This is a genomic window from Pantoea sp. ICBG 828 (genome assembly GCF_002928355.1).
GTDB classification, from domain to species: domain Bacteria; phylum Pseudomonadota; class Gammaproteobacteria; order Enterobacterales; family Enterobacteriaceae; genus Pantoea; species Pantoea dispersa.
In genome coordinates, this window is sequence record NZ_POWN01000002.1 from 163732 (window position 1) to 188446 (window position 24715).

Below are 24715 nucleotides of genomic sequence, written 5' to 3' on the forward strand. Positions count from 1 at the left end.
TGCTCATCCTGTTACCTCAGTGTGCTGCCGCGGACTGCGCGGTAAATTTCTCACCCACGATCAGGTTGACGATATCGCTCAGGCTGGTGTCCGCCACGCGGCGATCGGCCACGTTAGTGCCCTCGTACATCACCATGATGCGATCGCACACCAGGAACAGATCCTGCAGCCGATGGGTGATGAGGATCACGCTGACGCCGCGCGCCGACACGCGGCGAATCAGCTCCAGCACCGCCTCGACTTCCGCTACCGCCAGCGCGGCAGTGGGTTCATCCATAATCAGCACTTTGGGATCGAACGCGGCGGCACGGGCGATGGCAATGGCCTGACGCTGCCCGCCGGAGAGGTTACGCACCAGCAGACGAGTATCGGGAATCGAGATGCCCAGACCTTTCAGCATCTCACGCGCCTGCGCATGCATTGTGGCCTGATCGAGAAACGGCACGCCGAGGATGCGTCTGGTCGGTTCGCGGCCCATGAACAGGTTACCGGCCACATCGACCGTGTCGCATAGCGACAGATCCTGATAAACCATTTCGATATGGCAACGGCGCGAATCCGCCGGATTGCTGAAGTGCTGCTGTTCGCCATCAATGCGGATCGCGCCGCTGGTAGGGATCACAGCGCCGGACAGCACTTTGGTCAGCGTCGATTTGCCGGCACCGTTGTCGCCCACCAGACCGAGCACTTCACCGGGGGCCAGCTGCAGATTGACGCCGCGCAGAGAACGAATTGAGCCGTAGGTTTTGGTGATGTTAATCATCTCCACCCGGGCCGGAAGAGCTTGTAATTGCTGCATTGGATCACTCCCATCAACGCCTGTGGGAAATGTTTAGCCGGTCGGGAAAAAGAGGCTATCTGACACGATTTACAATCTAGTAAACCGGTTTACCTGTCAGATAAACCCTTAATTCACAGCAACAGGGTAAACGCTACAATGATATTTACTCGCCAGGTATGACATTGCAGCATCCATGCCAGCCTGAATAACAGGCACTGCACTCGCGGCTAACTTGTTGTAATACATCGTATGTTATGTAATCAGCAAGTAAACCGGTTTACTCACTATACCGCTAACGGAAAAAATCGCTCACTTTTTGCGCCATAATTGTGCAGTTTTGCCTCATTTTGGGACATCGCTAACAAATCCCACCGAATCGCGACCAATCCATTCCACCGGTAAACGTGTCTCCATCGGGATGCTGCTGTCGTTGTTGAGCAGGCGCAGCATGATGCTCACCGCCGTGTGGCCCAGCTGGCGCGCTGGCTGGCGGATGGTGGAGATGCGCGGCTGGGTCAGATCGCTGTAGTTGGCGTCATCGAAGCCGACCAGCGACAGCGCCGCCGGTGCCTGCAGGCCGATGGCGCGCAAACCGTCGAGCAGTCCCAGCACCAGATAGTCACTGGCGGCGAACACGGCGCTAGGGCGCGGCGTGCAGCGGAACAGGTGCTGCAACGCCTGCTGACCAAATTCGCGCTCGTAGTTGCCATACATCACCCATTGCGGCGGTACGGTTAAACCGGCCTGCTGCATCGCGGTGCAAAAGCCAAGATAGCGTTCGCGCACGCTCATCAGCTGCTCCGGGCCGCCGATAAAAGCAATCTGCGTGTGCCCGGCGGCGATCAGCTGCTCGGTGGCCATGCGGCCACCCTGCACGTTATCTGCGAAGACCTTCGGCACGTTACTGCCGGGAATGTCTTCATCCAGCAGTACCACATGGCGCTGGCGCTGGATCTCGTCGCGCAGCAGGCCGTTGTCCGGCCGGTTGGTGGTGAACAGCAGGCCATCCACCTGGCGCGTATCCAGCCAGCGGATAAACTGCGCCTCTTTGTCCGGGTTGTTGCGCGTGATGCACAGCACCAGACTGTAACCGTGTGCCGACGCCGCTTCTTCGGCGGCATCCGCCAGTTCGGCAAAAAACGGGTTAGTGATATCCGGCAGCACCAGGCCCAGGGTTTCGCTGCCGCCTTTGCTTAAACGCCGCGCAAGAGAATTACCGCGATAGTCCAGCGTGCGGATCGCGCTTTCAATGCGGTCAACGGTGTCCTGCGGCAGCACAATGCTGTGATTCAGATAGCGTGACACCGTGGCTTTTGACAGGCCAGCCAGCTTTGCCACGTCAGATAACAACACGCGTTTTGTACTCATCCATTTCGCCATGTTTGCCGGGGTGGCTTATCTGTAACACAGTTAAGCGCGACTAATACAGCGCTTTCCCGATTGCGTTGCTGGAGAAATAAACACTTGACAAAAAAATTCGTCGGGCGAATTGTATAAAGCGTTTACCGCAGTACCGGGATTAACTTCCCAACCCGACATTGTTTTTTTCACCCCGCACTCCCAGTGGATGGGATGCCGAAAAAGACAACGCCGGCGGCATCAAAACACGGCATTATCGCCGTGCTCAGAATCATTGAACTGATATTTACCTGCCAAAAAAAACGCTCAGCGGTACGTCGCTGAGAAGCGCTGGTTATTATTATTCCCGACGAGGAACTCAATGATGTCATCTTTCAGCGGAAAACTGCGTTCACTGTTCATTGCGAGTGGTTTACTCGCCGCAGGTTCATTATGCGTTCAGGCTCACGCCGCACCCACTTATGCGTTAGTCCAGATTAATCAGCAGGCGCTGTTTTTTAACCTGATGAATCAGGGCGCACAGGAAGCGGCCAAAGCCAGCGGTAAACAGCTGGTGATTTATAACGCCAACGATAATCCTGTGGCGCAAAACGATGCGATTGAAAACTATATTCAGCAGGGAGTGAAAGGCATTCTGGTGGATGCGATCGATGTCAACGGTATTATGCCAGCGATAAAAGAAGCCGCAGCGGCGAATATTCCGGTGATTGCGATTGATGCCGTATTGCCTGCCGGTCCGCAGGCCGCGCAGGTGGGCGTAGATAATCTCGAAGGCGGAAAAATCCTCGGTAAATACTTTGTCGATTATGTTGCGAAAGAGATGGGCGGCAAAGCGCGACTGGGAATTGTTGGCGCGCTCAATTCGGCCATCCAAAACCAGCGTCAGAAAGGCTTTGAAGAGACGATTAAAAGCAACAGCCAGATAACGGTCGCCGATGTGGTCGATGGCCAGAATATTCAGGACAACGCCATGACCGCCGCCGAAAACCTGATTACCGGCAACCCGGATCTCACCGCGATCTATGCCACCGGCGAACCGGCGCTGCTGGGTGCCATTGCCGCAGTAGAAAACCAGGGACGGCAGAAGGACATCAAGGTATTCGGCTGGGATCTGACGGCAAAAGCCATCAGCGGCATTGACGGTGGCTACGTTACCGCCGTGCTGCAGCAGGATCCGAAGAAAATGGGTGAAGAAGCGCTGAAAGCGCTGAATAGCCTGACGGCCGGTAAAACCGTGAGCAAAACCATTCTGGTTCCGGCCACGGTGGTGACCAAAGCCAACGTCGACAGCTACCGTTCGCTGTTTAAGTAACTGCCAGGCGCAGACGCGAACGTCTGCGCCCAGGCTTAGCGCTGCGCCAGAATACGCTGTAATTCATCAGCATCGGGAAACGCGTTCAGCGTGCCGGTGCGACTGACGGTGATCGCCGCCGCCGCGCTGGCATGCTGCAGCGCCAGCAGGTCGGGCGCGACGCCGCGCAGCAGGGCAGACGCCAGCAGCACGGCGAGGAAGGTGTCACCGGCGCCGGTGGTATCGACGGCCGCGACGTTAATCGCCGGGCAGAACACGCGCTGATTGCCGCGTATCAGCAGCGCACCGGCAGCACCCTGGGTAATCACCAGCGTGTTAACGCCGGCGGGTTGCAGCAGATCGGCTTCCGGTTGATTGACCACCGCGATGTCAATCAGCGGCCAGAGATCGGCGAAGTCCGGATTGACCGGTGAAGGATTAAATACCGTGGTTAAGCCGTGCGCTTTTGCCCAGCTAAATAACCGGCGGGTTTTATCCGCAGAAAAATTGCCCTGCTGCAGCAGAATATCGCCGGCAGCGGCATCGGCTAAGTAAGCCAGGATAATATCGGCTGCCAGCGCGTCGGCCGCGGCGGTGGTAGTAATAATGGCATTATCGCCATCGCTGCTATTAAAAATAATTGAGGTGTCACTGTGAGCAGACAAAAACTGAGGCGGCAGTAGGGTTAATTTCTCGTGCCGGATGCGTTCGCGGATCCACTGGCCGTTAATATCATCGCCAGTGGCGCTAATTAAGCGCGTGTCGATGCCGCAACGCGAAAGTATGATTGCCTGATTTGCGCCTTTGCCACCAATATCCTGAGCAATTTTTTTGCCATGGATTGATGCGCCTTTTTCAGGGAGTTGATCGATGGACCAGGTTTCATCCACCACAATATTGCCTGCAACATAGACACGCATAGTTTTCTCGTTAATAAGGTGAAAGAGATGGCTTCTATATCAGCAGAAAAAAGTAACGCGATACAAGATATTTTTTCACGCAGTAAGGCGGTGATTGGTGTTATTCACTGCGATGCCTTTCCCGGCTCGCCTAAATATCGTGGCAAACCGGTGAGTGAAATTATCGATTGCGCGCTGCGCGATGCGGATAATTATCTCGCTGGCGGCGTGCACGGTTTGATCGTTGAGAATCATGGCGATATTCCCTTTGCCAAGCCCGACGATATTGGTCCGGAAACGGCGGCATTTATGGCGGTGATCACCGATAAAATTCGCGAGCGTTTTGCTGCACCGCTGGGAATTAACGTGCTGGCAAATGCGGCAATCCCGGCGATTGCCACGGCATTAGCCGGCGGGGCGGATTTTGTGCGCGTTAACCAGTGGGCCAATGCCTATATCGCCAATGAAGGTTTTATCGAAGGGGCAGCCGCTAAAGCGCTGCGCTATCGCAATCAACTGCGGGCCGATCATATCCGCGTATTTGCCGATAGCCATGTTAAACACGGCAGCCACGCCATTGTCGCCGACCGCTCGATTCAGGAGCTGACGCGTGACGTCGACTTCTTCGAAGCCGATGCGGTGATCGCCACCGGCCAGCGCACCGGCGACAGCGCCACGCTGAGTGAAATCGACGAAATCCGCGCCGCAACGGCCTTGCCGCTGCTGGTGGGCTCAGGCGTAACGCCGGACAACGTCTGCCAGATCCTTGGCCGCACACAGGGGGTGATTGTCGCCAGCACGCTGAAAGTTGATGGCGTGTGGTGGAACCCGGTGGAACTGGCGCGCGTGAAGCACTTCATGGCGGTGGCGCAGGCTGCGCTGGAGGAGGCGTAATGGAAAGCTTCAGCGATCGGCTGCTGACGCAGCATCAGGCGCTGTGGCAGACGATGCAGCAGCACCGCTTTGTCGTCGATATTGAGCACGATCGGCTGCCGGCCAGCGTGTTTAATCGCTATCTGGTGTTTGAGGGTAACTTCGTCGCCACCGCCATCGCTATTTTTGCGCTGGCGGTGAGCAAGGCGCCCGGCATTCGTCAGCAGCGCTGGCTGATTGGCGTGCTCAATGCGCTGGTGGATACGCAAATCGCCTGGTTTGAGGCGGTGCTGGCGCGGCGCGGCATTCAGTCAGCGGATTATCCGGACGATCTGCCCGGCGTCAGCGCATTCCGCGATGGCATGCTGAAAGTCGCGCAGCAGGGCAGCTATGCGGAAATCATCACCCTGATGTTCGGCGCCGAGTGGATGTATTACCACTGGTGCCTGCGCGTCAGCGCGCAATCGCAGCAGGACGCTGACGTACGCCGCTGGGTAGAGATGCATGCCGAAGACGAGTTCCATCAGCAGGCGCAGTGGCTGAAAACCGAACTGGACCAGTGCGCACTGACGCTCAGCGCGGCGCAACAGGCGCAGCTATCGCAGCTTTACGCCCGCGTACTGCAGTGGGAGATCGATTTCCACAGCGCGGCTTACCCGGAGAGCGCCCATGACTAGCTGTTTCATCGAAGCGCGCAACATTGGCAAACGCTTCGGCGCGTTAACGGCGCTTAGCCAGGTCAATCTGTCGATCCATCGTGGTGAAGTGCTGGCGCTGCTGGGTGACAACGGCGCGGGCAAATCGACCTTTACCAAAGTGTTATCCGGCGCGTACAGCGCCAGCGACGGCGAGCTGTGGGTAGACGGCAGGGCGGTGAAATTCACCTCGCCGCGCCAGGCCGCCGAGCACGGTATTGCCACCATCTATCAGGAGCTGGCGCTGGCAGAGAATCTGTCGATCGCCGAGAACGTGTTTCTTGGCCGCGAGCTGAAGCGCCGCGTGCTCGGCATCCCTTTTCTGCGCCGCCGCGCGATGCATGAAACGGTGGATCAACTGCTGACCGAGCTCGATGCGCACATTTCCGATGCCGAAGCGGCGGTCGGCAGTCTGTCCGGCGGCCAGCGCCAGGCGGTGGCAATCTGTCGCGCACTCAATCTCAACGCGCAGCTGGTGATCATGGATGAACCCACCGCCGCGCTGGCGGTCGCGGAGACGCAGAAAGTCCTGCAGCTGACGCGCCGCCTGGCGGAACGCGGCTGCGCCGTGGTGCTGATCAGCCACAACATCAGCGATGTGTTTGCCGTGGCCGATCGCATGGTGGTGTTTCGTCGCGGCCGCAAAATCGCCGAGCGCCGTCACGCGGACACCACGCCAGACGAAATCGTTGCACTCATTACCGGTGCGCATCCTGATGCGCGCATTTTCGAAAACACCTAAGCACTCACACCAGGGGAAATCATCATGCATCGCATTGCTACTGCTGTTTGTTCGCTGTCGCTGCTGGTATCGGGTTACGCCTTCGCGGCACAAAAGGTGGCCTTCGTGCCGCAAATCATCGGTATTCCCTATTTTCAGGCGATGGAGGCGGGCGGCAAGCGCGCCGCGCACGATCTCGGCGTGGAGTTTGTCTACAGCGGTCCGGTAGATACCAACCCGATGGATCAGCTGCAGATCGTGCAGAACCTGATTGCGCAGAAGGTCAATGCGATTGGTATCAGCGTGCTGGATGCCTCCAGTATTGCGCCGGTGATGGCGCAGGCGCAGGCGAGTAATGTGCATCTGTTCACCAGCGACAGCGATGCGCCCGACAGCGGGCGGCCGGTCTATGTGGCGCAGGCCACCGATGAGGGCCTGGGCGATACGGTGATCGATGAGATGGTCAAACGTGTCGGCGAGCGCGGCAAAATTGGCATCGTCTCCGGCGAAGCCACCGCGTCCAACCTCAACAGCTGGATTGGCTTTATGCAGCAGCGGGTGAAAAGCAAATATCCGCACATTACGCTGCTCAAACCTCAGTACGCCGGCGGCTCCGCCAGCCGCGCGGCGCAAATCACCACCGATTTGATGTCCGCTAACCCCGATCTGAAAGGGGTGATTGCCATGGCGTCCACGACCTGTCCGGGCGTGGCGCAGGCCATCGAAACCGCTGGCAAAAACGGCAAGGTGATCGGCAGCGGTTTCTGCAGCCCGAACACCGCGCGCGCCTACCTGAAAAGCGGGGCGTTTGGCTACACCGTGCTGTGGGACCCGGAAAAGCTTGGCTATCTGACGGTGTGGGCGGGCAAACAGCTGATCGACGGGAAAGCCTTTGCCGCCGAAAATCACGTTCCCGGCTTTGCCCAACCGGTGACCTTTGACAGCAAAACCGGTGTGCTGCTGCTCGGCAAGCCGGCGGTGTTCACCAAAGATAACGTCGACCAGTTCAAATTCTGACGAGGCCTGTGATGCATATGACTTCGCGGGAAATCGTCCTGCTGGCGATCGCCGTGCTGGCTGGCGCCTGCTTTACGTGGTTTTCACCGTGGTTTGCCACCGCTGACAACCTGTTGACCATTCTGCGCAACAGCAGCGAACTGCTGTTGATCGCGCTGGGTATGACGCTGGTGATCGCCATGGGCGGCGTCGATGTGTCGGTGGGCGTAGTGATGGGCGTGGCCGCGTGGGGCGTCGGACAACTGCTGATGCTGCAATCCCCGCTGCTGGCGGCGCTGGCCGGACCGCTTATTGGCCTGCTGGCAGGGCTGATCACCGCGCTGGTAGTGGTGATTGGCCGCATTCCGGCGATTGTTGGCACGCTGGGGCTGTTCGGTGTCTGGCGCACGGCGCTGTTTGTGCTGCTGGGCGGGCAGTGGCTTTCCGGTCTGCCAGGCGATCTGACGCATGCGCTGATGCGGCCGCTGCTGGGACTGCCGCTGATGGCCTGGCTGATTATCGCGGCCTGGGCGCTGGTGTGGCTGGCGCTGCGCCATACGCCGTACGGGTTATGGCTGCTGGCCGCCGGCAACTCCGAAGAAAAAGCGCGGCTGGCGGGCATTCCGGTGACCCGGGTGCGTGTTGCGACCTTTGCCCTCAGCGGCGTGCTGTGCGGCCTGGCCGCCACCTGCTACATCGCCACCTATCGTAACGTGGAGATGACCGTCGGCGGCACGCTGGCACTGGAGGCGATTGCCGCGGTGGTGCTGGGCGGCACGCGCATTACCGGCGGCTCCTGCAGTCTGCTCGGCACGCTGCTCGGCGTGCTGCTGTTGCGCATTCTGCAAAATGGCCTGCTGCTGATTGGCGTGCCCTCGCTGTGGCAAACCGTGGTCACCGGGGCGGTGCTGTTGCTGGTGCTGAGCAGTGAAGCAGCCAGTGGGCGGCTGTTATCGCTAAGGAGGCTGGCATGAAACTGTGGCGCAAAGCCCCCGATCTGACGCTGCTGCTGGCGCTGTGGCTGTTGCTGCTGGGCGCCATCGCGATTGTGCTGCCGCAGATGCTGGCGGCATGGTCGCTGACCTCCATCCTGCAGTTTGCCACGCTGCTGTCGCTGGTGGCGCTTGGGCAGTCGCTGGTGGTGATGACTGGCGGCGGCGGCATTGATTTGTCGGTTGGCGGTAACGTTTCGCTCTCGGCGGTCATCGGCATGCTGGCACTTGATCAGGGCATTGCGCCCGGCTGGCTGCCGCTGATTTGCCTGCTGAGCGGTAGCCTGGCTGGCGCGCTGAACGGCCTGCTGGTGGCGCGCTTACGCCTCTGGCCGCTGATCGTTACGCTGGGCAGTTTTTATCTGTTCTCCGGCCTGGCGCTGGCATTAACCGGCGGTGCGGCGCTGGCCGGCGTGCCGCCGCTGCTGACGCAGTGGGGCCGGGCGGCCATGCTGTCCGTTCCGTTGCCTTTCTTAACCTGTGTCATCCCGGCGTTTCTGCTGGCGTGGCTGATCCTCAGCAATAGCGCGTGGGGCAAATGGATCTACGCCTGCGGCTTCAACGAGCACGCCACGCGGCTGGTGGGCATTCCGGTCGATCGCCTGCGGCTGCTGGTTTACTGCCTGAGCGGCGCGCTGGCGGGCTGCGCCGGCTTTATTTCGCTGTGCTGGCTCGGCAGCGCCCGCCCGGAAATCGGCGTCAATCTTGAGCTGGAATCGCTGACTGCCGCGCTGCTGGGTGGCGTGGCGATCTTTGGCGGGCGCGGCAGTGTCATCGGCGTTCTCGCCGCCGCGCTGATGCTGGTCACCCTCAAAACCTGCATGTTGCAGCTGGGGCTGAACAGCGTGTGGCAACTGGGCGTGGTGGGCATGCTGTTAATCATGGTGTTAATGGCACAACGACTTTTTATCTATCGGAGATAACACATGAGTCTGACTGAAAAAATTAGCGCGCACGTCGATGCCAGCGCGCAGCGTATCGCGCAGACATTATGCGACCTGCTGGCGTTTCCCTCGGTGGTAAAGGTCGATCCGCGCGAGGCCGGGCCAGGCGAGCGCGACTGCCAGCGCTATCTGCAGCAGCGGCTGATGGCGCTGGGCATGGACACCGATCTGTGGGATCCGGATGGCCCGGCGCTGTACCAGAAGTATCAGGGCCGCCCGGGCGCCAATAAAGGCCGCACCTTCGAAGGCCGTCCCAATCTGGGCGGCACCCTGAGCGGATCCGGTGGCGGCAAGTCGCTGATGCTTACCGGCCATATTGACGTGGTACCACCGGGTCCGGCTGAGCACTGGCACAGCGATCCATTTGTGCCGGAGATCCGCAACGAGGCGGTGTATGGTCGCGGCGCGGTCGATATGAAAGGTGGCGTGGCCTGCATGCTGATGGCGGTGGAGCTGCTGCAGGATCTCAACGTGCAGCTGGCCGGCGACGTGGTGTTCACCACGGTAGTGGATGAGGAGATCGGTGGCATGGGCTCGCTGGCAATGGTGGATCGCGGCTTCAAAGCCGATGCCGGTATCATGACGGAGCCAACGGCCAATCGCATCGCGCCGATTTGCCACGGCATTTTGTGGGCGCGCATCATTCTGGATGGCATCGGCGGCCATGCGGAATTAACGCCGAACAGCTGGGACAGCAGCGGTCCGGTTGATGCCGTAATGTTGTGTCGCCAGATGCTGGACGGGCTCGATGTGCTGAACCGCCGCTGGCAGACGCAGCCCGACAAAAACCATCCACTCATGGATCTGCCCAACCAGATTATCGTGACGCAGCTAAAAGTGGGCGAGCATCCGGCGTCGATTGCCGGCCGCGCCGAGATCGTCATCGACGTGCAGTATCTGCCGGCAGAAAAGGATGAGATGGGGCTGGGCGGTAAGGTAAAACAGGAGATTGAGGCGCACGTGGCGAAGGTGTGCGCGCTGGATCCCTATCTGGCAAAGCATCCGGCGCGCGTGGAGTGGATACTGGATGCCGACTGCGCCGAGATCCCGGCCGATCATCCGTTTGTCAGCGCTTTTCAGCAGGGTGTCAGCGCCGCGGCACTGAATCCGCAGCTGGCCGGCTTTGGTGCCCACAGCGACATTGGCCTGCCCAGCACGCTGGGCCAGACGCCGACGGTCAACTTTGGTCCCGGCGATCCGGCGCTGTCGCATCAGCCCAACGAACATGTGCCGATTGCCGATCTGGTGGCCTGTACCAAAGCCATTGCGCTAACGCTGGTGCACTGGTGCGGGCTGGCGAAGGAAGCGGGGCGCTGAGAGCATTAACCAGCGCAGTGACGCTGGCCGCAGAGGGCCGGCGTCATGCGTTAGCGCATTCTGTCACTGAGCAGTCCTGACGGCTTAGCCACTTATGCTTTTCCACCCTCCGCCAGCCAGCATGCCCTGGCGGAGGGGACCTGCATTACGGCTGATCGGGCAGCGCGGCAAGTAACTTATCCAGCGTCACCGGATAGTCTCTCACCCGAATGCCGGTTGCATTGTAGACCGCATTAACCAGCGCGGCACCGACGCCACACAGCCCCAGTTCACCGACGCCTTTGGCTTTCATCGGCGAAGAGACCGGATCGGTATCATCGAGGAAAATCACCTCCTGCTCGGGCACATCGGCGTGTACCGGCACTTCATAGCCTGCCATGTCGTGATTGACGAAGTAGCCGAGCCGGGTGTCCACCGCCAGCTCCTCCATCAGCGCGGCGCCGAGGCCCATGGTCATCGCGCCGATCACCTGACTGCGCGCGGTTTTGGGGTTGAGAATGCGCCCCGCGGCACATACCGCCAGCATGCGCCGCACGCGCACTTCGCCGGTGGCGCTATCGACCGCCACTTCGACAAAATGACCGGCAAAGGTGGATTGCTGGAAGGTTTTGTCCAGATCGCCGAATTCCATGGTCTCTTCCGCCATCAGCGGACCCGCCGCAGTGAGCGGCAGGCGCTGCCCGCTGGCGTGAATGTGCCCATCGGCAAACTCTGCGCTTTCCGCATCGAGACCCAACTGTGCGGCAACCTTCTCGCGTAGCCGGACGCAGGCCGCATAAACCCCGGCCGTGGATGTATTGGCTCCCCACTGGCCACCCGAACCCGCCGAGACAGGAAACGCCGAATCGCCGAGCCGTACGCTGACCTGCTCAATCGGCACGCCCATCATCTCGGCTGCCGTCTGGGCGATGATGGTATAGCTGCCGGTGCCGATATCGGTCATGTCGGTTTCGACAGTGATTGTGCCTTGCGCATCCAGCTGCACGCGCGCGGCAGAGGATGCCAGCAGGTTGTTACGGAAACCGGCTGCCACGCCCATGCCCACCAGCCAGCGCCCCTCGCGCCGCTGCCCGGGTTTAGCACAGCGCTCCGCCCAGCCAAATTTGCTGGCGCCGGTGCGCAGGCATTGCACCAGCTGGCGGCGTGAAAAGAAGCGCTCCGGATGCAGCGGATCGACCTGTGTATCATTGATGATGCGAAACTCAACCGGGTCGATACCGGCGATGGCGGCCATTTCATCCATGGCAATCTCCAGCGCCATCAGACCGGGTGCTTCACCCGGCGCACGCATCGCGTTGCCCTCGGGAAGATCGAGTTCGGCGAGGCGCAGCCCGGTAAGCCGATTGGCGGCGGCGTAGAGTAATTCAGTCTGCTGCACCGCAGTTTCCGGCGTTCCGCCCGGCAGGTTACCGGACCAGCTTTCATGGGCAATGGCGGTGAGATGGCCATGCGCATCGGTAGCTAATCGGATGCGCTGCCGCGTTGCTGGCCGGTGCGTAGTGTTGTTGGGGATCATCGGGCGCGGCACCATCACTTTCACCGCGCGTCCTACGGCACGCGCGCCCAGAGCCGCCAGCAGCGCATCGCTACGCAGAAACAGTTTGCTGCCAAAGCCACCGCCGACGTAAGGAGAGAGCACGCGCACCTTTTCCATCGGCATGTCGAGCGTGTGCGCCAGGTCGGTGTGGCACCAGTTAATCATCTGATTCGAGGTCCAGACCGTCAGGTGATCGTCCTGCCACAGCGCCATGGAAGCGTGCGGTTCCATTGCCATATGGCTTTGATCGGGCGTGGTGTAGGTGGCGTCCAGCGTAAAGGCTGCGCTGTGCAGGGCAGCATCGACGTCGCCCAGCGTTTTATCCGGCTCACCTTCGGGTGACGTTGTCACCTCAGGCTGAGCAGCTGCGAGATCGTAAGCCCCCGTTTCAGCCTGGCAGTTAACCTTAACCAGCTGCGCGGCTGCACGTGCCTGCTCAAAGGTCTCCGCCACCACCAGCGCCACAGCCTGGTGATAGTGTTCGATTTTGTTATTTGCCAGCAGCGTCGCGGTGTTGCGCTCTGCCTTGTTGAGCTTGCCGGCGGTTGCTCCGGTGACGATGCCGAGCACGCCCGGTGCCTGCGCCGCGGCGTGGGTGTCAATCGAGAGAATGTTGCCTTTGGCAACTGGCGCGCCGACCACATAACCGTAGGCTGCATCCGGTGCTTCAGTGTGCCATTCATAGGCGTAATGCGCCGAGCCGGTGGTTTTTAACGGTCCGTCGATGCGTGCCAGCGGCTGGCCGACGACTCGCTGCTGGTCGATAGGATTGGCGGTTGCAGGTGTGTCAAATTTCATGCGTTGCTCCTCGCTTCCGCGATCGCTGAGGCGAGCGTACGCTGCGCCAGCAACAATTTGTATCGGTTGGCTTCAGTGGGACGCGCATCAGCAAACAGCACATCGCAGACCGCCTGCGCCCCGTGAGGAAGTTCAGCATCCGCCGCCGCGCTGCGCCACGGCTGATGGGCCACGCCGCCGACGGCAACCCGGCCGCCACCCTCAGGCAGGATAACCGCTGCTACTGAGACCAGCGCAAAGGCGTACGAAGCGCGATCGCGCACCTTACGGTAAATGTGCGTGCCACCCAGCGGTGCAGGCAGGGCGACCGCGACGATCAGCTCACCCGGCTGCAGCACGGTTTCGATATGCGGCGTGTCGCCCGGTGCGCAGTAGAATTCAGCGATGGGAATGGCGCGCTGGCTGCCATCAGGGCTGACGGTTTCAATCACCGCATCCAGCAGTCGCATCGCCACCGCCATATCGCTGGGATGGGTGGCAATACAGGCTTCGCTGAGACCCACCACCGCATGCTGGCGGCTGAATCCCTCGCGTGCGGCACAGCCCGTACCCGGCTGACGCTTGTTACAGGGTTGATTAACATCGTAAAAATAGGGACAGCGCGTGCGCTGCAGCAGGTTGCCGGCGGTGGTGGCCTGATTGCGCAGCTGGCCAGAAGCGCCTGCCACCAGCGCGCGCGTCAGCACGGCATAATCGCGCCGGATGCGCGCATCTGCCGCCAGATCGGTATTGCGCACCAGCGCACCGATACGTAAGCCGCCCCCGGCGGTGGGTTCAATGCTGTCCAGCGCCAGTCCGTTAACATCAATCAGGTGCGACGGGGTTTCAATTTCCAGCTTCATCAGATCGAGCAGATTGGTACCGCCGGCGATAAAGCGTGCGCCCGGATGCTGCATCGCGCTGCTGGCAGCCTGTGCGGGCGTCGCTGCCCGTTCAAAGGTAAAGGCTCTCATGCTTTCTGGCCTCCGGCGTACTCTTCAATGGCGGCAAGAATGTTGGCATAGGCGCCGCAGCGGCAGATGTTGCCGCTCATGCGCTCACGAATTTCGTCATCGCTCAGCGCTGGCGCGGCAGTCAGATCGCCCGTGACATGGCTGGGAATGCCCGCCGCAATTTCCTGCAGCACCGCCAGCGAGGAGCAGATTTGCCCCGGCGTGCAGTAGCCGCACTGATAGCCGTCGTGGCGGATAAAGGCGGACTGCAGCGGGTGCAGATCATCAGGCGTGCCGACGCCTTCAATGGTGGTCACTTCGGCATCCTGCTGCATCACCGCGAGAGTGAGGCAGGCGTTGATGCGCCGGCCATTGACCAGCACGGTACAGGCACCGCACTGACCGTGATCGCAGCCTTTTTTGGTACCGGTCAGGTGTAAATGTTCGCGCAGCGCGTCCAGCAGCGTGGTACGGGTATCCACGTTAAGCTGCTGAGGTTCGCCGTTCACCTGCAGCGTGACTGGCACCGTGACGGGGACCGGCGCGGCGGAACCGGCACCGGCCGTCAGCCGGGCTCGCTCTGTCTCTTCCTGCTGCGGTGAATACCGCTGCGTCTTTTCATCGCGTGGGTTGCTCATGCCTTTGCCTCCGGACAAGTGGCGAAATGAAATCTCAATGACACCGATTTTTATAAGGTTTTGGAAAACTTTAAGCATAGACGTCAATACGCAGACGACCATGCGGCAGGGCGAAACCGATCCCAGCAACGGACAAGTCTGAAGCCTGTCGGACTGTTCACGGTGACAAATGCCCGCATTCATGATTAATATGCCTGCTTTGCTAAACCGTTTTAGCGATTAAGTGAGACCGAATCATGATGAAACGTATCTGGTGTCTGGGTGATGCCGTAGTGGATTTGCTGCCTGATGACGCAGGCCGTTTGTTGCAGTGTCCCGGCGGCGCGCCCGCCAATGTGGCAGTGGGTATCGCCCGGCTGGCGGGCAGTAGCGGATTTATCGGACGGGTGGGCGACGATCCTTTTGGTCGGTTTTTGTGTCGTACGCTGGCGCAGGAAAAGGTGGATGTTTCCCATATGCGCAAAGATATGCAGCAGCGCACCTCCACGGTGGTCGTGGCCCTGGATGAGCAGGGCGAGCGCACCTTCACCTTCATGGTGCGCCCCAGCGCCGACTTATTTCTCACGCCAGACGATTTGCCGCGGTTTCAGTGTGGCGAGTGGCTGCACTGCTGTTCGATTGCGTTACTCGCCGAGCCGTCGCGCACGGCGGCGTTAACCGCCATGCGGCGCGTGCGTGAGGCGGGCGGTTTTGTCAGCTTCGATCCCAATATCCGTCTTGATTTGTGGTCCGATGCGGCGGAGTTGCTGCAATGCCTCAGTGCGGCCCTGCAACGGGCGGATGTGGTGAAGCTCTCCGTGGAAGAACTGGCCTTTATGACGGACACCGCCGACATTGACAGCGGCATCGCGCAGCTGGCGCAGCGCTTCTCCGTAAAATTGTTGTTAGTCACACAGGGCAGTGCTGGCGTGCGTGCTTATTTTGATGGCCGGCAAACTCACTATCCCGCGCGTGCGGTGATCAGCGTGGATACCACCGGTGCCGGCGATGCCTTCGTGGCGGGACTGCTGTGGGAACTGGCGCAGCGGGGTCTGCCGACGGATGAAGCGCAGCTGGCGGCCTGCCTGCGCACGGCGCAGGTGTGTGGGGCGCTGGCCACTACCGCCAAAGGCGCGATGACCGCGTTACCCAACTATCAACAGCTACAGCAGCACAGTATCTGACCCCGCCGTTTTCCCTGTTTTGCGATGTATCTCACATCCACTAAATCGGTTTAGCAAAATCCATTGCGCTTTAAAAATCGGCACCGCTATGATGCGGTGCCTAAACCGGTTTAGCAAAAAAATACATCTGATGATAGCCTTGCCTCAGGGATGCAAAACAGTGAAAAAAAGCATAATCGCTATAACCCTTAGTACCGTATTAGGCTCAGGCTCAGCCTGGGCGGCAGACGACATGAGCAGTATTGAAGCGCGCCTGGCGGCGATGGAAAAACGACTGGCCGCGGCTGAACAGCGTGCCAGCGTGGCGGAGCAGCGCGCGCAGGCGGCGGAACAGCAGGTGCAAAAGCTGGCTGCGGTGCAGCAGCAGAACCCGACGCCAGTTGCCGTCGCACAGACCGAACCGCGCGCCGCTCAGCCTGTGGCGCCCGCCGCCAGCAGCGAGTCAGAGGGCTTTGAGTTTCATGGCTACGCGCGCTCCGGCCTGTTGATGAACAGTTCCGCCGCCAAAACTCAGGGCGGGCCCACCGTCACGCCAGCCGGTGAGACCGGCGGTCACGTCGGGCGGCTCGGCAATGAGCCGGATACCTACGTTGAACTTAACCTCGAACATAAACAAACGCTGGCCAACGGTGCCACCACGCGCTTCAAGGCGATGCTGGCCGACGGACAGCGCACCTACAACGACTGGACTGCCGCCAGCAGCGATCTCAACCTGCGTCAGGCGTTTGTCGAACTGGGGCAGCTACCGACCTTCACCGGTGCGTTCAAAGACTCCACGGTGTGGGCCGGTAAGCGTTTCGACCGCGATAACTTCGACATCCACTGGATCGATTCCGATGTGGTGTTTCTCGCCGGAACCGGGGCCGGTATTTACGACATGAAGTGGGGCGATGACGCTCGCAGCAACCTGTCGATTTATGGCCGCACCTTCGGGGACATCGAAAATAACGATAACACCGCGCAAAACTACATTCTGTCGCTGAATAACTTCGTCGGGCCGCTGCAGCTGATGGTGAGCGGCATGCGCGCGAAAGATAACGATCAGCGCACCGATATTGACGGCAACCGCGTGAAAAGTGATGCCGCCAGTGACGGTGTGCACGCCCTGGTCGGATTGCACAACGACAGCTTCTACGGCCTGGGTGAGGGTTCAGCGAAAACCGCGCTGCTGTACGGTCATGGCCTCGGTGCAGAAGTGAAGAGTATTGGTTCCGATGGCGCGCTGTTGCCGCAGGCGAATACCTGGCGGCTCGCCAGCTACGGCATGACACCGCTGGGCGCTGGCTGGCACATCGCGCCTGCGCTGCTGGCGCAGAGCAGCAAAGACCGCTATGTCAAAGGCGACAGCTATGAGTGGGCCACCGTGAACCTGCGCCTGATTCAGGAATTTACGCAGAACTTTGAGATGCAGTATGAAGGCTCATATCAGTACATGGATCTGCGGCCTGAAGGCTATAACAATCGTCAGGCCGTCAGCGGCAATTTCTACAAGCTCACCGTCGCCCCCACGCTCAAAGCCAGCGATGTGGGCGAATTCCTCAAGCGTCCGGAAATCCGCCTGTTCGCCAGCTGGATGGACTGGGATCATCGTCTGGATAACTACGCCAGCGATGACGCCTTTGGCAGCACCGGCTTTAAGTCCGGCGGCGAGTGGAACTTTGGCGTGCAAATGGAAACCTGGTTCTGATGAAACGGCCCGCGTGCGGGCCGCTTAGCGCATGATGGCATAACAACCAAAAACAGAGGTTACTATGGATTTTGTTACTCTTTCCCGGTCGCTGCTGCCGCTGCTGGGAGGCCGGGAAAATATCGCCAGTGCGGCGCACTGTGCCACACGTTTGCGCCTGGTGCTGGTGGATGACGCCAAAGCCGACACCGCTGCGATTGGCAAGCTGGAGGGCGTGAAGGGCTGTTTTCGCAATGCCGGACAGCTGCAGGTGATTTTTGGCACCGGCGTGGTGAATAAAGTGTATGCCGCGTTTATCCGCGAAGCTGGCATCAGTGAAACCAGCAAGTCGGAAGCGGCGGATATCGCTGCGCGCAAGCTCAATCCGTTCCAGCGCATTGCGCGTCTGCTGTCGAACATTTTTGTACCGATCATCCCGGCGATTGTGGCCTCTGGCCTGCTGATGGGACTGCTCGGCATGGTTAAAACCTACGGCTGGGTTAACCCCGACAACGCGCTGTATATCATGCTGGATATGTGCAGCTCGGCGGCCTTTATTATCCTGCCGATCCTGATTGGCTTTACCGCCGCACGTGAGTTTGGCGGTAACCCGTTCCTTGGTGCCACGCTCGGCGGCATCCTGACGCATCCGGCGCTCACCAACGCCTGGGGCGTGGCGGCCGGCTTCCATACCATGAACTTTTTCGGCATCGAAGTGGCGATGATCGGCTACCAGGGCACGGTGTTTCCGGTGCTGCTGGCGGTGTGGTTTATGAGCGTGCTGGAGAAGCAACTGCGCCGGGTGATTCCGGACGCGCTGGATCTGATCCTGACGCCGTTCCTGACGGTGATTATCGCCGGCTTCGTTGCGCTGCTGGTGATTGGTCCGGCAGGGCGGATGCTGGGCGACGGTATTTCATTCGTCCTCAGCACGCTGATTACCCATGCCGGCTGGCTGGCCGGACTGGTGTTTGGCGGGCTTTACTCGGTTATCGTGATCACCGGCGTGCACCATAGCTTCCATGCGATTGAAGCCGGGCTGCTGGGCAATCCGGCGATTGGCGTCAACTTCCTGCTGCCGATTTGGGCGATGGCTAACGTGGCGCAGGGCGGTGCCTGTCTGGCGGTGTGGTTCAAAACCAAAGATGTGAAAATCAAAGCCATTTCGCTGCCGTCAGGCTTTTCAGCGCTGCTGGGTATTACTGAGGCGGCGATTTTCGGTATCAACCTGCGCTTTATGAAACCCTTTATCGCCGGCCTGATCGGCGGCGCGCTGGGCGGGGCCTGGGTGGTGTCGGTGCATGTGTATATGACGGCTGTCGGTCTCACCGGTCTGCCGGGCATGGCGATTGTGCAGGCCAGTTCGTTGCTTAACTATGCGATTGGCATGGTGATCGCGTTCAGCAGCGCATTTATGATCTCTTATCTGCTCAAATACAAAACGGACGCTGAATAATGACGGCTTCTTCATTGTTACCCGATATTTTGCAGGCGGTGATGCGCGGTCAGCCGCGCGCGCTGAGCGACCCGCATTATCCGGGCTGGCATCTGGCACCCGTCACGGGCTTGCTTAACGATCCGAACGGTTTTATCCACTTCGCCGGGCGTTACCATCTGTTTTATCAGTGGAATGCGCTGGGCTGTCAGCATCAGCATAAATGCTGGGGCCACTGGAGTTCGGCCGATCTGCTGCACTGGCAGCATGAACCCATAGCGCTAATGCCGGATGAAGAGTATGACCGCAGCGGCTGCTATTCGGGCAGCGCCGTTGATGATAACGGCGCGCTGACGCTGATCTATACCGGCAACGTGAAGTTCGCCGATGGCGCGCGCACCGCGTGGCAGTGTCTGGCGGTGCAGAATGCGCAGGGCGGCTTTGACAAACTCGGGCCGGTGATCGCGCTGCCCGACGGCTATACCGGACACGTGCGCGACCCGAAAGTGTGGCGGCATGGCGAACACTGGTTCATGGTGCTGGGTGCGCAGGATCAACAAAAGCAGGGCAAAGTATTGCTGCTGCGCTCGGCGGACCTGCGTGAGTGGCACAATCTGGGCGAGATTGCCGGCAGCGGCCTGAACGGGCTGGCGGCAGCCAGTTATATGTGGGAATGCCCGGACATGTTCACCCTCGGCGATACCACCTTCCTGATTTGCTGCCCGCAGGGGCTTGCCCGGGAACAGCATCGTTTTCTCAATGCGCATCCCAGCGCGTGGCTCTCCGGCGATCTTGATTACGCTAACGCCCGCTTTAGCCATGGCGAATTGCATGAGCTTGACGCCGGTTTCGAGTTTTACGCGCCGCAAACCACGCTAACCGCCGACGGACGCCGGCTGCTGGTGGGCTGGATGGGCGTGCCGGATGGCGAGGAGATGCTGCAGCCCACGGTGGCCAATGGCTGGATCCATCAGATGACCTGCGTGCGCGAACTGGGCATGCGTGATGGCCGGCTGTTCCAGCGTCCGGTTACTGAACTGCAGGCGCTGCGCAGCGCTGAACAGCACTATCAGGGGCCAGCCGCCGATGCGCCGGTCATTGATGCGCAGCGGCTGGAATTACTCCTGAGCGGGCAGGGCGACATCACCCTGAATTTCGCCGACCAGCTACGGCTGGAGTGGCACGCCGACGGGCTACGGCTCGCGCGGCGCAGTCTGGCAAACGGCGAGTGGCAGTTCCGTTACTGGCGCGGCGCGGTGAGTCAGCTCCAGTTACTGTGCGATCACTCCAGCGTTGAGATTTTCATTAATGAAGGGGAAGGGGTGATGAGCAGCCGCTACTTCCCGGCGCATCCGGCGCAATTAACCCTGACCGGACACGCAGAAGTGACGGCGCGCTACTGGTCGTTGCGGCCGTGCATGGTAGAATAAGTCATTGTTTCCTTAACCGATGCACTGACGTGAGAAAAACCAAACGCGTTACCATAGCGGATATCGCCGCGCTGGCGGGGGTGTCCAAAGCCACCGCCAGCCTGGTGCTGAATGGCCGTGGCAAAGAGTTGCGCGTGGCGAAAGAGACGCGTGAACGGGTACTGACGCTGGCGCGCGAACATCACTACCAGGCCAGTATTCACGCGCGCTCGCTGCGCGATAATCGCAGCCATACGCTGGGTTTAGTGGTGCCGGAGATCACCAACCATGGTTTTGCCGTGTTCTCGCACGCGCTGGAAAATCTGTGTCGCGAGGCGGGCTTACAGCTGCTGATCTCCTGCACTGACGAGAACGCCGGGCAGGAGCGGGTGGTGGTGGATAATCTGGTGGCGCGTCAGGTTGATGGGCTGATTGTGGCGTCCAGCATGTTAAGCGACAGTGACTACGTCAAACTGAGCGACCAGCTGCCGATCGTGTTGTTTGACCGCTACGTTAATGACACGCAGCTGCCGTTGGTGATGACCGATTCGGTCACGCCGACTGCCGAGCTGGTGGAACGGCTGGCGCGCGCCAATCCGGATGAGATTTATTTCCTCGGCGGTCAGCCGCGTCTGTCACCCACCAAAGATCGTCTGGCCGGTTTTATGCAGGGCCTTGAGCGGGCAGGTGTGACGCCGCGGCCGGAGTGGATTATTCACGGCAACTATCACCCGAGCAGCGGTTATGAAATGTTTGCCGCGCTGTGCGCCCGGCTGGGGCGTCCGCCCAAAGCGATTTTTACCGCCGCCTGCGGTCTGCTGGAAGGAGTGTTGCGTTACATGAGCCAGCATCACCTGCTGCACAGCGACATCCGCGTGGCCAGCTTTGACGACCACTACCTGTATGACTCACTGACACTGCCGATCGATACCGTCGAACAGGATGTGCCGCGCCTGGCGCAGGAGTGTTTTACGCTGCTCACTACCATGATTAACAGCGATGAACCCATCAGCCAGCATACCGTGCTGCCGGCAACGCTGCGGCTGCGCTTTGGCAGGTAGCGCAGCCGCATTGCGTTTGATAAATTAATCGGTTTCTGGCTCACACACCTGCCATCTGACCGAGCTGACGCCTTTTTCCAGGCTGATGCGGCTGACCAGATTTTCCAGCTGATCGGTCAGGCTGGGTTTACCCAGCACTTCCGCATTCACCGCCATGCGGTTTGAGGGTTCCAGATCCTCACTGTGCAGGGATTGCAGCCGCAGGCCGCTGCCTCCGAGGCTGTGCAGCATCAGGCTGCGCACCTGCACCTCATCGGCCGCCAGACAGATGATCTGTACTTTGTAATACTGGCTGGCGTCTTCCGCAGTAATGATGCTCTGCCGATTGATGCCCTGTGCCAGCTCGCGCAGCAGGATGTTGGCGCACAGAATAACCACGCAACCGATGCCTGCCTCCAGCAATAAGCCCATGCTGCATAATACGCCTATCGCCGCGGTACACCACAGCGTGGCCGCGGTGTTAAGGCCGCGCACATTCAGGCCATCGCGCATAATGACGCCACCGCCAAGAAAGCCGATGCCGGAAACCACATAGGCGGCGACGCGCGAGGCATCTGCGGCGATTCCCGGTACGCTTTGCGTCATCAGCACAAACAAACAGGCACCGGTGCTGACCAGCGCATTGGTGCGCAGCCCGGTCAGGCGCTGGCGCAGCTGGCGCTCGCTGCCAATCAGCGCGCCCAGAATCAGCGCGACCGTGACGCGCAATAAAAAGATTTTCCAGTCCATGTCAGACCTCACTCCATCACCGCCGGGCAATGAATATGCAGAGTTATAAGAATGGATTACAGCGGGGCCAGACAGCACGCAGGAAAAAGGGGGAGGGACATCCACCGTCTTAACGCAGGGCTAAGACAGCGATGAGGCTATCTCAGCATCGGCACCGATTGTAATCGTGTGGGACAGGTGTCCAATTGTGTATCCTCATCAGTAAAAATTTCGCCGGCATTGTAAACGCTTTGATCCGTCAGAGCGAAGACAAATCGCGCATCGTTTAAGCGGGGTTGAATAGGCATGAGATAATCACGCGTTTGCACCACAATCAGGCTGGAGTATCTGCTAAAAAACGTTTCATAATTAATTATCAGCGCTCATCCAAATACCCTAAGGTCTGACATGCAACCAATCTGTCTGCAAACCCGATACCGTTCTGCAAACGAGAACACCATTGCGCTGTGGGCGAAAAATGCAGGCATCGGGAACATCCGTGAAGAGAATTACTACGATCCGGTAAAGCTGGCGCTTGCCGCAGGGATAAAGCCGTCAGTTTCCTTACCGGTGTTACGTCTGCTTGATGAATTGCAACGACTCACAAAGGCTGATCCGCTTGCCGATACCTTGCCAGTGCAAGGCCTTCATTTTACTTTTTTGCCTCTGACTTTACCGCTGTATAACATCAATGAGCCTTTACCAGCGAAAGCGGCGCAACTGACCACGATCTGGAAGGAATTTGCTGCGAAAAAAATCGTTATCCGGGATCTGCGCTTGGTGGCATTGCCTGGCCAGTTATTGCTTGCGGGCATACCTGACACGTCTGCGATTGCCATGCGCCAGTCATTCTGCGACAAGGTTCTGGATTCAGACTGGGAAAATGAATTGCTGATGCGGCATGGCAACAGCCCGTTGCCGGCACCATTCTGGCACAGCACGTTACTGCGCTACAGCGCTGAGTTTTTACCTGCAGTTTTGCGTCAGTTCTTTTATGAACATCGGAGCATTAATTTTGGTGCGGTGGCGGGAGAACTGATGCTGGCGAAGACTAACTACAACTGGACGAAGTGTTTTCCGTTATTGCCGGCGAGGGTTTAAATATGGTGAGTGCGCCATAATTGGCAGCCATTAAACAAATGGGGCTGTGTGCGGATGTTACTGATTTACCTCTCAGGCTAAAGTACGCATAATCATGATTATGTTAAATAAGATATCTGATCACGTATCTCAATCCTTCAGTTTCGCCCTTCACGCCTCTTACCCGGCCCACAACTTATTTCATCACGGCGACAGTGAAAACTTATCCTACCGGTCCGTTTGATGGACACCATGGCGTTATCCTGGTGCGCATCAAGGTACGACCGGGCACATGGGTAACAGATCAGACCGGGCACACAGGTAACACTTTTTGTGGTCAGTCGATCCGGATAATACGCTTTTCTGCCCGGTCATAATACGCAAGGATGAGCCTGTCGAAGAGGATGACGTCAATGCCGTCGTCCACTTCCAGGAACCGCACGTACTCGCCCCGTAACGCTGCGCTCAGGAAGGTCCGCCCGTTCAGCCTCAGGTCGCCTTTTTCACCGACTTTGTACAGCTTCGCCCCCTCCGGATAACCCACCTCCGGCACTTTTCCGTTCCATTTCCGCGGTGAAGGCGTCCATATTTTTGCGGGCGGCTGCTGCCCGTGTGCCTCATGCGGCTTTTCCTGATTGAACTCGTTCCGCCATCCGCTGCACCATGCCTGCTGCTCTGGCAGCGAGCCAAAGACGTCGTGATGGCTCATGGCGACCTTCAGCGACCGGTGCATCCGCTCGTGGCGGGCGTTCTGCCCCGGACAGCCCGGCGCGGTTCTTTCCGGCTGTATCCCCAGTTTTATCAGCCACACGCTCAGCTGCGTCAGCGCGAGGATGCCCGGCGCAACGAAGGGCGAGCCGTTGTCGGTGCGGATAACGTCGGGCAGCCCGCCTTCCAGGAAGGCCTTTTCCATGCAGCCGCGCACGAACACCGTGGTCTCCGACGTGCCCGGCTCGCAGGACAGCAGGTAGCGGCTGTGGTTATCGGTGAGCGTGAAGGGGCGGCACCAGCTGCCGTCTTTCAGGCGGAAGCGCCCTTTAAAATCAGCGCTCCAGACGTGGTTATTCCTCACGGGTGTCGTGAGACTGCGCAGGTTGTCCGGCGTTCGCTTACGCGGCGTCCGCGGCTGCACCATTCCCGCCGCCTTCAGCAGGTCGCCGATGGTGCTGGCGGCGGGCACGATGAAGTCAGCGCCGTTGCTGAGGAACCAGTGGCGGATTTTTTTTGGCCCCCAGTCGGGGTGCTGCTGGCGGAACTGAACAAGGCGCGCGGCGATGTCGGGGGCGATTTTATCAGGCTGGAGATGGCGGGCGCGGGAGAGATTTTCAAGCGAGGAGAGCTCGCCGGGGTTAAAGCGGCTGAGCACTTGTAGCCGGTTTTGCGGCTGATGCCGTGGCGGTGACACAGCTGCGTCATGGAT

General features: G+C 59.6%; 22 protein-coding genes. 14 read left to right on the forward strand and 8 right to left on the reverse strand.

Annotated features, from left to right (window positions below):
* Positions 1-16 precede the first annotated feature (16 nt).
* Entirely contained in the window at positions 17-763 is a 747-nt protein-coding gene (locus C1Y43_RS05225; protein ID WP_021509459.1) for an ATP-binding cassette domain-containing protein, read from the reverse strand.
* A 360-nt stretch (positions 764-1123) separates the two neighbouring features.
* Positions 1124-2161: a LacI family DNA-binding transcriptional regulator gene (locus tag C1Y43_RS05230; protein WP_058775032.1), complete on the reverse strand. Its 1038-nt coding sequence runs from the start codon at positions 2159-2161 to the stop codon at positions 1124-1126.
* 340 nt (positions 2162-2501) lie between these two features.
* Between C1Y43_RS05230 and C1Y43_RS05235 the strand changes: the two genes are divergently transcribed.
* Entirely contained in the window at positions 2502-3452 is a 951-nt protein-coding gene (locus C1Y43_RS05235; protein WP_058758765.1) for a substrate-binding domain-containing protein, read from the forward strand.
* 35 nt (positions 3453-3487) lie between these two features.
* Here C1Y43_RS05235 and C1Y43_RS05240 read toward each other — a convergent pair whose 3' ends face one another.
* Positions 3488-4351, reverse strand: coding sequence for a PfkB family carbohydrate kinase (locus C1Y43_RS05240; RefSeq protein WP_088517623.1), 864 nt, complete (start codon positions 4349-4351; stop codon positions 3488-3490).
* Positions 4352-4378: 27 nt separating this feature from the next.
* On the opposite strand from C1Y43_RS05240, the gene C1Y43_RS05245 reads away from it, so the two are divergent.
* Genes C1Y43_RS05245 through C1Y43_RS05275 form a run of 7 tightly spaced genes read left to right on the forward strand, consistent with a single transcriptional unit; the run spans position 4379 to position 10868 of the window.
* The gene (locus C1Y43_RS05245; protein WP_058758763.1) at positions 4379-5224 is read left to right on the forward strand and encodes a BtpA/SgcQ family protein; all 846 of its coding nucleotides are present in this window, start codon (positions 4379-4381) and stop codon (positions 5222-5224) included.
* Positions 5224-5880, forward strand: coding sequence for a TenA family protein (locus C1Y43_RS05250; protein WP_104187276.1), 657 nt, complete (start codon positions 5224-5226; stop codon positions 5878-5880). Before C1Y43_RS05245 ends, C1Y43_RS05250 begins: the two co-directional genes overlap by 1 nt.
* Positions 5873-6640 (forward strand): ATP-binding cassette domain-containing protein, encoded by a 768-nt coding sequence (locus C1Y43_RS05255; protein WP_104187278.1) that lies wholly within the window; start codon positions 5873-5875, stop codon positions 6638-6640. Before C1Y43_RS05250 ends, C1Y43_RS05255 begins: the two co-directional genes overlap by 8 nt.
* 24 nt (positions 6641-6664) lie before the next feature.
* Positions 6665-7636 carry an autoinducer 2 ABC transporter substrate-binding protein gene (locus C1Y43_RS05260; RefSeq protein WP_058758760.1) on the forward strand — a complete coding sequence of 324 codons (972 nt, stop codon included), beginning with the start codon at positions 6665-6667 and terminating at the stop codon, positions 7634-7636.
* A gap of 11 nt (positions 7637-7647) precedes the next feature.
* Positions 7648-8589, forward strand: coding sequence for an ABC transporter permease (locus C1Y43_RS05265; protein WP_031280098.1), 942 nt, complete (start codon positions 7648-7650; stop codon positions 8587-8589).
* Positions 8586-9530, forward strand: coding sequence for an ABC transporter permease (locus C1Y43_RS05270; protein WP_021509450.1), 945 nt, complete (start codon positions 8586-8588; stop codon positions 9528-9530). Before C1Y43_RS05265 ends, C1Y43_RS05270 begins: the two co-directional genes overlap by 4 nt.
* Before the next feature lie 3 nt (positions 9531-9533).
* The gene (locus C1Y43_RS05275; RefSeq protein ID WP_104187279.1) at positions 9534-10868 is read left to right on the forward strand and encodes a M20 family metallopeptidase; all 1335 of its coding nucleotides are present in this window, start codon (positions 9534-9536) and stop codon (positions 10866-10868) included.
* A 145-nt stretch (positions 10869-11013) separates the two neighbouring features.
* On the opposite strand, the gene paoC is transcribed toward C1Y43_RS05275, so the two are convergent.
* The 3 genes from paoC to paoA are packed head-to-tail and all read right to left on the reverse strand — an operon-like array spanning position 11014 to position 14773.
* On the reverse strand, positions 11014-13203 hold the full coding sequence (paoC, locus tag C1Y43_RS05280) for an aldehyde oxidoreductase molybdenum-binding subunit PaoC (protein ID WP_104187281.1): 2190 nt from the start codon (positions 13201-13203) through the stop codon (positions 11014-11016).
* A complete protein-coding gene (locus C1Y43_RS05285; RefSeq protein WP_104187282.1) occupies positions 13200-14156 on the reverse strand; it encodes a xanthine dehydrogenase family protein subunit M in 957 nt (318 codons plus the stop codon). Before C1Y43_RS05285 ends, paoC begins: the two co-directional genes overlap by 4 nt.
* Positions 14153-14773, reverse strand: coding sequence for an aldehyde dehydrogenase iron-sulfur subunit PaoA (gene paoA, locus C1Y43_RS05290; RefSeq protein ID WP_104187284.1), 621 nt, complete (start codon positions 14771-14773; stop codon positions 14153-14155). The genes C1Y43_RS05285 and paoA overlap by 4 nt, the downstream gene beginning before the upstream one ends.
* Positions 14774-15009: 236 nt before the next feature.
* Here paoA and C1Y43_RS05295 point away from each other — a divergent pair, with 236 nt between their 5' ends.
* The 5 genes from C1Y43_RS05295 (at position 15010) to C1Y43_RS05315 (ending at position 21507) form a co-directional block, all read left to right on the forward strand.
* A complete protein-coding gene (locus C1Y43_RS05295) occupies positions 15010-15936 on the forward strand; it encodes an aminoimidazole riboside kinase (RefSeq protein WP_104187285.1) in 927 nt (308 codons plus the stop codon).
* A gap of 130 nt (positions 15937-16066) precedes the next feature.
* Positions 16067-17623, forward strand: coding sequence for a carbohydrate porin (locus C1Y43_RS05300; protein WP_168714985.1), 1557 nt, complete (start codon positions 16067-16069; stop codon positions 17621-17623).
* Positions 17624-17687: 64 nt separating this feature from the next.
* Entirely contained in the window at positions 17688-19058 is a 1371-nt protein-coding gene (locus C1Y43_RS05305) for a sucrose-specific PTS transporter subunit IIBC (RefSeq protein ID WP_104187288.1), read from the forward strand.
* Positions 19058-20467, forward strand: coding sequence for a sucrose-6-phosphate hydrolase (locus tag C1Y43_RS05310; RefSeq protein ID WP_104187290.1), 1410 nt, complete (start codon positions 19058-19060; stop codon positions 20465-20467). Before C1Y43_RS05305 ends, C1Y43_RS05310 begins: the two co-directional genes overlap by 1 nt.
* 29 nt (positions 20468-20496) lie before the next feature.
* Positions 20497-21507 (forward strand): substrate-binding domain-containing protein, encoded by a 1011-nt coding sequence (locus C1Y43_RS05315; protein WP_058770156.1) that lies wholly within the window; start codon positions 20497-20499, stop codon positions 21505-21507.
* A gap of 24 nt (positions 21508-21531) precedes the next feature.
* Here the strand turns inward: C1Y43_RS05315 and C1Y43_RS05320 are convergent, their stop codons facing one another.
* On the reverse strand, positions 21532-22236 hold the full coding sequence (locus tag C1Y43_RS05320) for an MgtC/SapB family protein (protein WP_104187292.1): 705 nt from the start codon (positions 22234-22236) through the stop codon (positions 21532-21534).
* Between the two features lie 387 nt (positions 22237-22623).
* On the opposite strand from C1Y43_RS05320, the gene C1Y43_RS05325 reads away from it, so the two are divergent.
* Positions 22624-23316, forward strand: a complete 693-nt coding sequence (locus C1Y43_RS05325) for a hypothetical protein (RefSeq protein ID WP_104187294.1) — start codon at positions 22624-22626, stop codon at positions 23314-23316.
* A gap of 316 nt (positions 23317-23632) precedes the next feature.
* On the opposite strand, the gene C1Y43_RS05330 is transcribed toward C1Y43_RS05325, so the two are convergent.
* Positions 23633-24700 (reverse strand): DDE-type integrase/transposase/recombinase, encoded by a 1068-nt coding sequence (locus C1Y43_RS05330; RefSeq protein ID WP_146068641.1) that lies wholly within the window; start codon positions 24698-24700, stop codon positions 23633-23635.
* Positions 24701-24715 lie beyond the last annotated feature (15 nt).

Bases quoted from the DNA above. Each gene is read 5' to 3' on its own strand.
- C1Y43_RS05320 (WP_104187292.1), bottom strand. From the start codon at position 22,236: ATGGACTGGAAAATCTTTTTATTGCGCGTCACGGTCGCGCTGATTCTG.
- C1Y43_RS05285 (WP_104187282.1), bottom strand. From the start codon at position 14,156: ATGAGAGCCTTTACCTTTGAACGGGCAGCGACGCCCGCACAGGCTGCC.
- C1Y43_RS05240 (WP_088517623.1), bottom strand. From the start codon at position 4,351: ATGCGTGTCTATGTTGCAGGCAATATTGTGGTGGATGAAACCTGGTCC.
- C1Y43_RS05310 (WP_104187290.1), top strand. From the start codon at position 19,058: ATGACGGCTTCTTCATTGTTACCCGATATTTTGCAGGCGGTGATGCGC.
- C1Y43_RS05250 (WP_104187276.1), top strand. From the start codon at position 5,224: ATGGAAAGCTTCAGCGATCGGCTGCTGACGCAGCATCAGGCGCTGTGG.
- C1Y43_RS05270 (WP_021509450.1), top strand. From the start codon at position 8,586: ATGAAACTGTGGCGCAAAGCCCCCGATCTGACGCTGCTGCTGGCGCTG.
- C1Y43_RS05225 (WP_021509459.1), bottom strand. From the start codon at position 763: ATGATTAACATCACCAAAACCTACGGCTCAATTCGTTCTCTGCGCGGC.
- paoA (WP_104187284.1), bottom strand. From the start codon at position 14,773: ATGAGCAACCCACGCGATGAAAAGACGCAGCGGTATTCACCGCAGCAG.
- C1Y43_RS05300 (WP_168714985.1), top strand. From the start codon at position 16,067: ATGATAGCCTTGCCTCAGGGATGCAAAACAGTGAAAAAAAGCATAATC.
- C1Y43_RS05230 (WP_058775032.1), bottom strand. From the start codon at position 2,161: ATGGCGAAATGGATGAGTACAAAACGCGTGTTGTTATCTGACGTGGCA.
- C1Y43_RS05295 (WP_104187285.1), top strand. From the start codon at position 15,010: ATGATGAAACGTATCTGGTGTCTGGGTGATGCCGTAGTGGATTTGCTG.
- C1Y43_RS05260 (WP_058758760.1), top strand. From the start codon at position 6,665: ATGCATCGCATTGCTACTGCTGTTTGTTCGCTGTCGCTGCTGGTATCG.
- C1Y43_RS05235 (WP_058758765.1), top strand. From the start codon at position 2,502: ATGATGTCATCTTTCAGCGGAAAACTGCGTTCACTGTTCATTGCGAGT.
- C1Y43_RS05255 (WP_104187278.1), top strand. From the start codon at position 5,873: ATGACTAGCTGTTTCATCGAAGCGCGCAACATTGGCAAACGCTTCGGC.
- C1Y43_RS05325 (WP_104187294.1), top strand. From the start codon at position 22,624: ATGCAACCAATCTGTCTGCAAACCCGATACCGTTCTGCAAACGAGAAC.
- C1Y43_RS05265 (WP_031280098.1), top strand. From the start codon at position 7,648: ATGCATATGACTTCGCGGGAAATCGTCCTGCTGGCGATCGCCGTGCTG.
- C1Y43_RS05245 (WP_058758763.1), top strand. From the start codon at position 4,379: ATGGCTTCTATATCAGCAGAAAAAAGTAACGCGATACAAGATATTTTT.
- paoC (WP_104187281.1), bottom strand. From the start codon at position 13,203: ATGAAATTTGACACACCTGCAACCGCCAATCCTATCGACCAGCAGCGA.
- C1Y43_RS05305 (WP_104187288.1), top strand. From the start codon at position 17,688: ATGGATTTTGTTACTCTTTCCCGGTCGCTGCTGCCGCTGCTGGGAGGC.
- C1Y43_RS05275 (WP_104187279.1), top strand. From the start codon at position 9,534: ATGAGTCTGACTGAAAAAATTAGCGCGCACGTCGATGCCAGCGCGCAG.